This window comes from Streptococcus danieliae, assembly GCF_013415245.1.
GTDB lineage: Bacteria > Bacillota > Bacilli > Lactobacillales > Streptococcaceae > Streptococcus > Streptococcus danieliae_A.
On sequence record NZ_JACBXX010000073.1, the window covers coordinates 1 to 12,118 of the forward strand.

Here is a 12,118-nt window from a genome sequence, read left to right on the forward strand (position 1 = left end):
GATGCGTCTATGATAAGTAGCGTAGTCTTTATTTCTAAGAGCTAATCTCAATTCAGTTTCTTGTTGTTTATCTAATTTCAATTTCATACAATCTATTATAATTCAAAATTCGATTTTTATTTAGTATGACTTATCAAAACCTTGCGAGGTTTAGTTCCTTCCGCCGGTCCAATGACCCCTGCCTGTTCCAACTCTTCCATTAAGCGCGTTGCCCGATTAAAGCCAACCGATAAACGCCGCTGGATCATAGAAGCTGAGGCTTTCTGGGTTTCAATGACCAAGGTCTTGGCCTGGTTAAAGAGCGGATCTCCTTGACTAGAGCCACTACCTCCACCCTCCTCCAACTCACTAACCTCTCCTGGATCAAAGGCCTCGTCATAATCAACCTCTGCCTGTTCTTTAATGTAATTGACCAACCGTTCAACAGCCTCGTCCGAAATAAAGGATCCTTGGAGCCGCACTGGATGATTCTCATCAATCGGTTTAAAGAGCATATCGCCCCGCCCCAAGAGCTTCTCAGCCCCATTTTCATCCAGGATAGTCCGACTATCCGTTCCACTGGAAACAGCAAAGGCCACTCGGCTGGGCACATTGGCCTTGATTAAGCCACTGATAACATCCACGCTTGGTCGCTGGGTTGCTAGAATCATATGGATCCCCGCTGCACGCGCCTTTTGCCCCAAACGAATAATGGCATCCTCGACTTCCTTGCTGGCTACCATCATCAGATCAGCCAACTCATCCACAATCACCACAATGAGAGGTAGAGGTACTTCTTTTAACTCCGAATTCTGGTTGTGGGCTGCCACGCGTTCATTATAGCCCTGAATATTCCGCGCTCCCACTTTCGAAAAACGTTGGTAGCGGTCTTCCATCTCATCCACCACTTTTTGCAGGGCACGACTGGCCTTACGGGGATTGGTCACCACCGGGATCAAGAGATGGGGAATATCATTGTACACAGACAGCTCCACCATTTTAGGATCAATCATCAGAAACTTGACCTGGTCTGGACGCGCCTTCATCAAAATACTGGCAATAATCCCATTAACGGCCACCGATTTTCCAGATCCCGTCGAACCCGCCACCAATAAATGTGGCATCTTGGCTAGATCAAAACTACGAACCTGGCCATTCACCGCCTTCCCAAGCGGCAATTCCAAGAGTTTGGCTGGGTCGAGTTTGGCTTGTTCCCAAAGTTCCCGGAAACCAACCGTCGCCACCTCACTATTGGGTACTTCAATTCCGACCAAGGATTTTCCTGGAATGGGAGCTTCAATCCGCACATCTTTGGCTGCCAAGGCCAGGGCTAAATCATCCGCGAGATTAGAAATCCGGTTCACCCGAACCCCCACTGCCGGCTTGATTTCATACTTGGTGACCGAAGGTCCAATCTCAGCCCGCTCCACCTTGGCATCGATAGAGAAGGAAGCAAAGGTCGATTCCAGAATACGGACATTTTCCCGGACCTGTTGTTGCTCCCGTGCCTGACTCTTGGCTTTTTCCTTGGGAAAGAGATTGATGCTAGGCAATACATAGGGACCCAAGGGACTGCTTTCTAATCTTTCCGGGAAGGGCAACTCCTCTTCTAGGATCTCCACTTCTTCCAAGTAAATAGCTGGTTCCTCAGGCAGGGGCCCCGAATCCAGGATCTCGCCAGTTTCCAAATCAACTAGGGGTAAGGGAGCTTCAGGGACTAGCTCTTTTTCAGGAAGGACAGCCAACTCTTGCTGTTCTTCCTCTCTTATTCTTTTGGCCTCAAGCCGTCGCTGGCGCTCCCGCAAATACAGGCTTTCCCCTGCTTCTGTCAACTGCTGATAAGTATTCAAGAGCCAATCCCCCACATCGTAGACGGAAAGTTGGCTGAGCAAGAGACTTCCCAGAGCCAAAAAAAGCGCGCCAATAAAATAAGAACCAATATTGGAAAATAAAAAAGCGACCGGAATATAAAGCAGGAGCCCCAACAGCCCGCCACCCACAAATTGCGTCACTTGCAATCCCAGCAGTTCACTGCTCAGAATACCCAACTGGGCATTGACCAATCCCACCTCAGCTGGAAGCTGGCCAAACAAATAGGCTTCCCAAATCAGCAGCAACCCTGCAAAAATCGAGGCCACCCCAGGCCAAAAACCGGGACGATCCCGTAGCCATTTAAAGGTAAAGAGATAGATAAAAAGTGCCACGAGAAAGACGGGAGTCAGACTCCCAACACCCCAACGAATTAAATTATAAAGCGTACGACCAAAAGCCCCCACTTGTAGGAGGGCGATCACAATTAAAACCGCTAGACCAAGGGAGATAAACATCCGCCGAATTGCGGCCTGTCTAGCCTGCTCAGCCTTGCTAGGTCTTCTCGTTTTAGTACCTGTAGTTTTCTTTTTACTTGCCATGTTTCTATTATACCATCTCGTGGCTCTTATCCCCACATGGAGACAAGGAAAGGATTTTTCTACAATTCCGTATCCAACTGCTTGCGCATTTGATTTTCCTTATGCCCTTCATAGAGCTCCCAAAGAAACTTCACAATTTCCTTTAAAATCGAATATAAAGGTATAGCCACAATCATGCCGACAATTCCATAGATATTACTCGATAATAGGAGTAAGACCATGATCGTAATCGGATGAACCTTCATCACCCCTCCCACAATCCGAGGGTAGAGAATATTTCCATCCACCTGTTGCAAAATCAGCATATAGACCAAGGCAATCAGCATCTTCTGCGGATCCAAAAAGGCATAGGTAATCACCATGGGAATGAGGCCAATGGTTGGTCCCACATAGGGAATCAAATTACAGAGGCCTGAGAAAATTGCGAAAATCAAGGCATAGCGAATCCCAATAATCGAGTAGCCAGCCAAGGTCAGACTGAAAATAATCAGGGCATCAATGGAAATTCCGCTAATATAACGAGCAATCGTTTTATTCAAGGTAACCAGTAAAGAAGCAATCCCCAAGGAATCCCGCTTCAGAACCGTCCGCTGTAACATGGGCAGGAATTTTTTACCATCTAATAGGAAATAAACCAAGAAAATCGGCGTCATAATCAAAACAAAGGCTGTATTGATCACTGCTGAAAATAGACTACCCAGACTCGTCGTCACATTATTGAGGATATTCTGCAAAATATCCACATAAGACAGGTTGAGGTCGGACACCGTTTTTTGCAGATCCACATTCCGTAAGAGGGGCTCTTGGGCTAAATTATTGACCAGGGACTGAGCTTCCTTGTAAATCCCCTGACTGGCAGCAATCAAACTGGTTAACTGATGGATCAAAATCGGCAGCAAATAAACCACTGCCCAGACCACAAGCCCAATCACACCCGCAACCGCTAAAAGGCTACCAATGCCCCGCTTAATTTTAAAAATTCGCTCCATACCTTCCACAATCGGATTGGTAATGTAATAAAAAAAGGCGGCTAAGATAAAGGGAATTAAAATGGTATTTAAGACCCGAACAGCCGGTGTAACAATCTCCCCCATCTCTCGCCACAAAAAGAGAACGAGACTACAGAGAAGTATTTCGACCGTCCAAAAAAATAATTTACTCTTTTGAAACATCGCATCCTCCTTTCCTTATTCTAGCATAATTGTGGTATGATTTTAGAAGAATATTTCAATCCAAGAAAGAGGTGGCTCTTCGTGCGCCGTTTTTTTAACTACTTAAGTCAGTTCGGAACCTACCTAGTGCTCCTACTAGCCGGACTCTTTTGTACCTTCTTTAGTTTTTCAACCTTATTTGTCACAAGCTCTATCCCCATAAAAATTTCTGAGGGAGTGCTTTTCCAAACCAATCCCTGGTTTTTCCTTCCCTGCTTAGGACTCTTTATCTGGGGCTTGGTACGTCTGCGACCTGCCTTTGAAAAACTGTCTGACAAGCAATTTTTTAAAATTCTAACCGTCTTATATCTCCTCATGGGGGCCTACTTGCTCTTTAATGTGGAGGGACAAATCCGAGCGGATGCTAAACATGTCTACAAGGCTGCACTGGCCTTTAATCAGGGCAATTTTGAATCCTTGACCACCATCGGTGCCTACATGTACCGAAATCCCCATCAGTTAGGACTCCTTAGCCTGGAGCGCATCTATGCCGCAATTCTCCCAACCACCTATTTGGCCTTTGGCATGAATCTGGTCTGGACCCTGACCAATAACTATTTAATCTGGCGGTTGGGCCGCACCTGGGGACTGAGTCAGCTAGCACGAAATTACCTGCTCTTCTTCTGCTTTGCCTTCCTTCCCCATTTCTTCTTTATTCTTTTTGTCTATGGCAGTACCGTTGGTTTAACCGCCTGCCTGCTCAGCCTGACCTGCTACCAAGCCTTTGCTAAAAAGGAACAGATTCGCTATGGACTCTTGTCTGCTGTTTTCCTGGGTATCGCTTGTGTCATCCGAAACAACTACATGATTTTTGGCTTAACAATCTTGGGGATTTTAACCCTGTCGATCCTCAAAAAATTCAGTTGGAAAAAAGTATTGGTTGGAGTCAGCTGCGTCCTCTGTATGGTAGGCATGAACAAGGCCGTTCTATCTTACTATGAAGGGGTTATCGGTCAAGAGATTGGCCCGGGAACTCCCAAAATTGCCTATGTCACCATGGGACTCCGAGATGATCCAAACCGCAAGACCCTGGGAGGCTGGTATGACGGTTACAATACCAAAATTCTCCAACGCAACAATTTTAATGAAGAACAAGCCACAGATATGGCCAAACGCGACTTACGCAAACGGATCGTTACCTTCCTTAAAAATCCGCTGTATGCTGGGCGTTTCTTTTTCCAAAAAGTCTATTCCACTTGGACCGAGCCTACCTTCCAGTCCATCTGGACTGGCCCCAATCGTTGGGAGCGGAACCAGGAAACCTTTACGCCACTCCTCCAGTCTCTTTATGAGGGACTCAGCGCTTATCGGATTTTCCACTTTTTGATGAGTCTGCTCCTATGGACCCTCTATACAACAGCTGCCATCTACCTCTTTCACCTCCTACGGAATATCCAACCCGATTTTCCTTCCACACAATTAGCCGGGGCGATCTTCCTAATCGGCGGTTTTCTCTTCCACCTCATTTGGGAAACCAAAAGCCAGTATGTCTATATGTACATTCTCCTTTTGACCCCCTATGCAGCACAAGGATTTGAAATTCTCCTCTCCTATTTGGACAAACGAAAAAAAGCAGCCAAGTAAGGCTGCTAGCAGACAAACTTCCGTGTGAGGTTTGTCTTTTTTTAGATTTTAAAAAAGGAAATCTCAACCAGGAGATTTCCTTTTTAGCCATTCGTACTAATCCACAACGGTCAAGTCTAGATGACCAACGCCACTGCCATATTCCACACGGTACTGTCCCTTTTCCAAGTGGGGTGGGATAATAAAGGTACCGCTGGAGACTTGTTGGCCTTTTTTAAAGGTTTTGCCATGACTAGCTAGCTTTTTCACCAACCAGCTGACGGACTCTAGGGGATTGCCTAAAACTTGAGCAGACAGGCCTTGGCCGAGAACTTCTCCATCCTTGTAAAGAACACCTGTAATTTGAGCCAGTTCCTCTACTGTGAAGCGGCCTTGCAAATCCTGCTCTTCTCCGTATAGGATCCGACCAGCCACAGCACTATCGGACACGACCAAGTATTTGCTGAGACTTGGGAACCACGCTTTGAAACGCGCATCCGGTACCTCAATCCCCGGTGCAAGGGTCAATTTATCCAGTAAGTCTTCCAAGGAATCCTCGGGGGATAGGTCTTCTTTGGCCCGGAATACCAACTCGATTTCAATCAAGGGCTCTAACAAATCCTGCAAAGATAGGGTGACAGGTCCTTTTACAAATTGAGAAACAGTTTCCTGACCATAAAACGGTTCTGTTGAGTCAAACATCCGTTGGGTTTCTTCACTCGTCAAACTGACCTTATAGCCCTGAACCTCTTCGCCTCTTAGAGCGACAAAGGCATCTTGAACTTGGTAGGCTGTTTCAATATCCTGTACAAGTCCATCCAATTCCTCCATGGCTAATGGTTCCCGTTGATCCAAGGCCTGGAAAAGTTTTTGGGACACCTCTGCGACCACATTCTCCTGTTCTTTCATAAGCTATACCTCCTAGTTTCTGCTTTTATTATAGGAGCTTTTTTCTGAAAAATCAATGGATTTTCAGAAAATTTCCTATTTTTCTGAAAATTTTGCAAAACAAAAGTCCTTAGAAAACCATTCCTAAGGACTTTTCATCTATTACAACTGCGTCTCTGAGGCAGCCTGGAAGGTCTGCTCTAGCAGCATGGCAATGGTCATGGGACCAACGCCACCTGGAACAGGTGTTAAAAAGGCGGCCTTCTCCTTTACGGCCTCAAAATCGACGTCGCCAATCAGTTTTCCTTCTGGACTCCGATTCATCCCGACATCAATAACAACCGCCCCGTCTTTGACAAAGTCTGATCCTACAAAATGACCACGACCAATGGCAACAACTAGGATATCTGCCTCACGAGCTACTTGAGCTAGATTCTCTGTTTTGGAGTGGGCCACGGTTACTGTCGCATCTGCTGCTAACAACATCTCTGCCATCGGTTTGCCGACAATATTACTGCGGCCAATGACCACCGCCTTTTTACCCGCAGGGTTAATCTCATACTCTTCCAGTAAGGCCATAATCCCAGCTGGTGTCGACGGGACCCGTAAGGGATCTCCGGTCCACAAACGACCGACATTAAAAGGATGGAAACCGTCAACATCTTTGCGAGGATCGATAGCCTCTAAAACAAGATCTTCCCGAATTTGTGGGGGCAGGGGCAATTGCACCAAGATTCCGTGAACTTCTGGATCCTGGTTGAGATCTGCTAGTAGGGCCAGCAAATCTGTTTCAGTCATCGTTTCCGGATAACGTAAGATCCGACTTTCAAAGCCGGCTTCCACCGCTGCCTTTTCTTTATTGCGTACATAAACCTGGCTGGCAGGATTCTCTCCGACCAGAACAACTACCAAACAAGGCTTAATTCCTTGCTCGGCTAGCAGTTGAGCTGTTTTTTCAGCTAAACTCTTTCTTTTTTTAAGAGCCAAGGCTTTTCCATCTAACAGTTGCATGTGCGACCTCCCCTAATATATCCTCTCAAGCTTAGGCTTTACAAAACCTTACTGAGGAAATTTCTCGTCCGTTCTTCTTGACTATTATCAAAGATAGCTTCAGGACTACCATCTTCAACAACAAAGCCACCATCCATGAAAATAACCCGATCGGCAACCTCACGCGCAAAGCCCATTTCGTGGGTAACAATCACCATGGTCATCCCAGACTCCGCCAATTCCTGCATAACTGCCAATACCTCACCCACCATTTCTGGGTCCAAGGCTGAGGTTGGTTCATCAAACAAGAGCAAGTCTGGATCCATGGCCAGACCACGCGCAATCGCAATCCGTTGTTGTTGACCACCGGAGAGGGATTGTGGATAAGCGTTGGCCTTATCGGGTAGACCGACCTTAGCTAGTAGTTCCATTCCCTTGGCTTCCGCTGTCGCCTTGTCCATTCCCTTGGTTTTAATCGGTGAAAGGGTGATGTTTTCCAAGACCGTCATATTGGGAAAGAGATTAAATTGTTGGAAGACCATCCCCATTTTCTCCCGCATTTTAAAGAGGTCATTTTTCGGATCCGTGATATCCACACCTTCAAAGTAGACATGGCCCTTGGTCGCCTCTTCTAACAGGTTCATGGACCGCAGGAGAGTTGATTTCCCACTCCCTGACGGACCAATGATAACCACCACTTCACCACGGTGGATTTCCAAATCAATCCCTTTTAAAACTTCATTTTTTCCGAAGTACTTGTGAAGAGCTTCAATTTTTAAAATGGTTTCAGTCATTATTTCTTCTCCTCTTGTTTGAGTCGATTTTCAAATGTTTTTAAGCCCAAGCCCAACAAGCTGGTTAGGGCAAGGTAATAGGCGGCTGCCACCAAGAGTGGGGTTAGGGCCTGGTAAGTGGTTGTGGCTACTGTTTGTGCGCCATTCCAAAGTTCCATAACACCAATGGTCGCCAACAAGGAACTATCTTTGACAATGGTCACAAATTCATTCCCAAGGGCTGGTAAAATATTCTTAACGGCTTGGGGCAAAACTACATAACGCATGGCATTGGCTGGACGAATCCCCAAGGAATAAGCTGCTTCCAATTGTCCCTTAGGAACCGCATTGATACCAGCCCGAACGGTTTCTGAAACATAGGCACCGGAGTTCATGGATAAAATGACAATCCCGGGAATCAACCGTGTCAAATCGACCTGCAAAATCCCAATCTGAATCGACGGTGCTGTCAAATGGGTTAGGGCGAAGGCAATCATAATTTGCACCAACATCGGTGTCCCACGGAAAACCCACACATAAACATTAGCCAGCCAGCGCAATACAGTCCAGTTAGAACGTTGAGCAAAGGCTAAGAGAATTCCTAAGATGGTGCCAAAAAAGACAACAAAGATAGATACAATAACAGTAACCAGGGCCCCGTAATTAAAGTAGGGCAAAAACTGTGGTAAAAATGAAAATGACATGAAAATCCCTTCCAACAAAAAATGTAAATATGCCCTTATTCTACCAAAAAGCCTACTGGCGAACAAGTTCATTCCGCACTGGATAAAAAGAGGAGTGAAACAAAAATTGTCTCACTCCTTTCACGAAGGCTTAATACAAAAGTTCGTAAATCTCCATTGCAATCAAATCAATGCTATCAAAAGTGAAGGTCTCACGTGCTTCAACATCGCGCAAAGTAAAGATTGAACCGAGCTCTTCGTCCTGGCTATAGGAAACTTCGGCAACGACAACACCGTCTCGTTCAAAATTTCGTTTCAAATTGCCGCCATCTGTCGCCATCTTTTCAAGACGATTGATAATGCGTACCAAATGTGATTCCATTACGTTTCTCCTATTTATTAAATTCCTAATCAAGTATACCATAGAATTCCTCAAAATTCTAGGAGACTTCCTCATTCCTGTCCCTTTTTACCATCAAAATGGACTGGGGAGCGGTAACAGGGCTGCTAAAATCCCCCAAACTTTTCTCCATCCAAATCATGTCATACCAGCGCTGAAACTTATAACCAGCTTGGGGAAAATGGGCGACCTGCTTGTAGCCACGCTTGGCATGAAATAACTCACTAGACTTGGAACTATAGGGATCTCCTTGGGAACCCACCCCAATACAAGCCTTAATCGACAAAATCCCCATTGCCTGCAATTCCTCTTCTAACCGATCATAGAGGAGGTGACCGAGTCCTTTCCCCTGCCAGTTAGGGTTCAAATAAATAGTCGACTCGACTGACCAAGCATAAGAGGCAGCTGAGCGAAAAGGACCTGCATAGCAGTAACCTAACAGTTGGTCATCTGCTTCTGCCACCAGATAGGGATAAAAAGACTGGATTTGTTCCATACGCTTTTGAAATTCTGTCAAACTCGGAGGTACATGCTCAAAGGAGATAGCCGTGTGCTCAACATAGTGGGCATAAATCGCTAGTAGTTTCTCCGCATCCTCCGCTTGGGCAAATCTTATTCGAACATCCATAAAAATCTCCTTTCTTTTATTGTAAAAAATCCCACCTCTAGGGTCAATCCCCTTCATACTTTTTACTTGCAAAGTCACAAAAAGGTGCTATAATCAATAGTAGAAGAAAATTTGACCTTTATTGACCAATAAAGAATGTCTTTAGAAATAGAAAGGATCCGTTATGCTTTGTCACAATTGTAAAATCAATGAAGCGACCATTCATCTCTACACAAGTATTAATGGTCACCAGCAACAAGTTGACCTTTGTCAAAATTGCTACCAAATTATGAAATCCGACCCTAACGCTTCTTTACTCAAGGGCTTAAATTCCAATTCTAGTGATCCACTTGGAGACTTCTTCCAAAACTTGGGCAATTTCCAACGGCCTGAGCAGGAGGAAACTGGCAAGCGACCCGGTCAAGATCAGCGGACGCGTCAAGCTAAACCACGTCCAAAAGGAATCCTAGATGAATTCGGAATCAATGTCACTGATATTGCCAAACGAGGCGACATCGATCCTGTTATCGGTCGAGATGAAGAAATTATCCGCGTTATTGAAATTCTCAACCGCCGGACCAAAAACAACCCTGTCCTCATCGGTGAACCAGGGGTTGGTAAAACAGCTGTTGTTGAGGGACTGGCTCAGAAAATTGTCGACGGCGATGTACCCCAAAAATTGCAATCCAAACAGGTCATTCGACTCGATATGGTGAGCCTGGTTCAAGGAACTGGGATCCGGGGACAATTTGAAGAACGGATGCAAAAATTGATGGAGGAAATTCGCCAGCGGGAGGATGTCATCCTCTTTATCGATGAAATCCATGAAATTGTCGGAGCCGGCAGTGCTGGTGACGGCAACATGGATGCTGGTAATATCCTCAAACCAGCCTTGGCCCGTGGCGAATTACAACTAGTAGGGGCAACAACCCTCAATGAATACCGCATCATCGAAAAAGATGCCGCCTTGGAACGCCGGATGCAACCCGTTAAGGTCGATGAACCATCCGTAGCGGAAACACTAATTATCCTCAAAGGAATTCAGAAAAAATACGAAGACTACCACCATGTCAAGTATACCGATGAAGCCATTGAAGCGGCAGCTATCCTCTCCAACCGCTATATCCAAGACCGCTTCCTACCAGATAAGGCGATCGACCTCCTCGACGAAGCTGGTTCAAAAATGAACCTGACCTTGACCTTTGTCGATCCCCAGGAATTGGATCAACGCTTGATTGAAGCCGAGCGCCTCAAAACACAGGCAACCCGTGATGAAGACTTTGAAAAAGCAGCCTACTACCGGGATCAAATTGCCAAATACAAGGAACTGCAAAAAACCGAAATCCATGATCAAGACATGCCCGTGATTACAGACAAAATCATTGAGGCAATCATCGAGCAGAAAACCAATATCCCTGTTGGTGATCTCAAAGAAAAAGAGCAATCCCAACTGGTCAACCTAGCTGACGACCTCAAGGCCCATGTTATCGGACAGGATCCTGCCATCGATAAGATCGCCAAAGCCATCCGCCGCAATCGGGTTGGACTGGGTAGCCCCAACCGGCCAATTGGAAGCTTCCTCTTTGTCGGACCAACCGGTGTTGGTAAAACCGAACTGTCCAAACAGTTGGCACTAGAACTCTTTGGTTCCACAGACAGCATGATTCGCTTTGATATGAGTGAGTACATGGAAAAACACAGCGTTGCCAAATTAGTCGGAGCTCCTCCAGGTTATGTCGGTTACGATGAAGCCGGCCAACTCACCGAAAAAGTTCGCCGCAACCCTTACTCGCTCATCCTCTTAGACGAGATCGAAAAAGCCCATCCAGATGTTATGCACATGTTCCTCCAGGTTCTCGACGATGGCCGTTTGACCGATGGTCAAGGACGAACTGTGAGCTTCAAGGATACCATTATCATCATGACCTCAAATGCTGGTACCGGTAAGGTAGAAGCTTCGGTCGGTTTTGGAGCTAGCCGTGAAGGACGCACCAACTCTGTCATAAACGAATTGGGCAACTTCTTTAGCCCCGAATTTATGAACCGCTTTGACGGTATCATCGAATTCCAAGCCCTCAGCAAAGAAAATCTGCTCCAGATTGTCGACTTGATGTTGCAAGATGTCCGGGACCGCCTCAGCAAAAATGGCATCCAACTCAGTGTCACCGATAAAGTTAAAGAAAAACTGGTAGACCTGGGCTATGATCCAAAAATGGGAGCTCGCCCACTTCGCCGAACCATCCAAGACCATATCGAAGATGCCATTACCGACTACTACCTTGAACATCCACAGGAGAAAGACTTAAAAGCCGTTATGCAGAACAGCCAGATTCTTATCAAATCTGCTCAAAAAGTGGAAAAGGTAGAATCTTAAGATTGTTCTAAAGGTGGGAATCAAACCCACCTTTTTTTCAAACGATTCCTCCACTTCCTCGCTCCCCAATTTTTTTCTTTAAAAAAAGATGAATAGAAAGAAATCATGATATAATCCCGACTTTATCACCTAAAAATAGACAAAGACCAGCTAACCCCTTGTGCCCCAAGGGATTTGGCTAGTCTTTTTTCTTATTTGGGTGTTGTATATGGAGCCTTAGCGTAGTTTTTTAGCTCTTC

10 protein-coding genes are annotated in these 12,118 nt (G+C 45.8%); 2 read left to right on the forward strand and 8 right to left on the reverse strand.

What is annotated here, in order from left to right; genetic code table 11:
- Positions 1-116 precede the first annotated feature (116 nt).
- A complete protein-coding gene (locus HZY94_RS02430; protein WP_179924876.1) occupies positions 117-2,390 on the reverse strand; it encodes a DNA translocase FtsK in 2,274 nt (757 codons plus the stop codon).
- A 59-nt stretch (positions 2,391-2,449) separates the two neighbouring features.
- A complete protein-coding gene (locus tag HZY94_RS02435; RefSeq protein WP_179924877.1) occupies positions 2,450-3,562 on the reverse strand; it encodes an AI-2E family transporter in 1,113 nt (370 codons plus the stop codon).
- Between the two features lie 36 nt (positions 3,563-3,598).
- Between HZY94_RS02435 and HZY94_RS02440 the strand changes: the two genes are divergently transcribed.
- Entirely contained in the window at positions 3,599-5,185 is a 1,587-nt protein-coding gene (locus HZY94_RS02440; RefSeq protein WP_218925702.1) for a beta-carotene 15,15'-monooxygenase, read from the forward strand.
- Between the two features lie 96 nt (positions 5,186-5,281).
- Here the strand turns inward: HZY94_RS02440 and HZY94_RS02445 are convergent, their stop codons facing one another.
- From HZY94_RS02445 to HZY94_RS02470, 6 genes are all read right to left on the reverse strand, one after another.
- A complete protein-coding gene (locus HZY94_RS02445; RefSeq protein WP_179924878.1) occupies positions 5,282-6,073 on the reverse strand; it encodes a 2-keto-4-pentenoate hydratase in 792 nt (263 codons plus the stop codon).
- 141 nt (positions 6,074-6,214) lie between these two features.
- Positions 6,215-7,063: a bifunctional methylenetetrahydrofolate dehydrogenase/methenyltetrahydrofolate cyclohydrolase gene (locus HZY94_RS02450; protein WP_179924879.1), complete on the reverse strand. Its 849-nt coding sequence runs from the start codon at positions 7,061-7,063 to the stop codon at positions 6,215-6,217.
- A gap of 38 nt (positions 7,064-7,101) precedes the next feature.
- Positions 7,102-7,836: an amino acid ABC transporter ATP-binding protein gene (locus tag HZY94_RS02455; RefSeq protein ID WP_179924880.1), complete on the reverse strand. Its 735-nt coding sequence runs from the start codon at positions 7,834-7,836 to the stop codon at positions 7,102-7,104.
- Positions 7,836-8,519, reverse strand: a complete 684-nt coding sequence (locus HZY94_RS02460; RefSeq protein WP_179924881.1) for an amino acid ABC transporter permease — start codon at positions 8,517-8,519, stop codon at positions 7,836-7,838. Before HZY94_RS02460 ends, HZY94_RS02455 begins: the two co-directional genes overlap by 1 nt.
- 130 nt (positions 8,520-8,649) lie before the next feature.
- Positions 8,650-8,880: a DUF1797 family protein gene (locus HZY94_RS02465; RefSeq protein ID WP_135037840.1), complete on the reverse strand. Its 231-nt coding sequence runs from the start codon at positions 8,878-8,880 to the stop codon at positions 8,650-8,652.
- 58 nt (positions 8,881-8,938) lie between these two features.
- The gene (locus tag HZY94_RS02470) at positions 8,939-9,526 is read right to left on the reverse strand and encodes a GNAT family N-acetyltransferase (protein WP_179924882.1); all 588 of its coding nucleotides are present in this window, start codon (positions 9,524-9,526) and stop codon (positions 8,939-8,941) included.
- Between the two features lie 163 nt (positions 9,527-9,689).
- Between HZY94_RS02470 and HZY94_RS02475 the strand changes: the two genes are divergently transcribed.
- Complete coding sequence (locus HZY94_RS02475; RefSeq protein WP_179924883.1) at positions 9,690-11,879, forward strand: ATP-dependent Clp protease ATP-binding subunit; 2,190 nt, start codon at positions 9,690-9,692, stop codon at positions 11,877-11,879.
- The last annotated feature ends 239 nt before the right edge of the window (positions 11,880-12,118 follow it).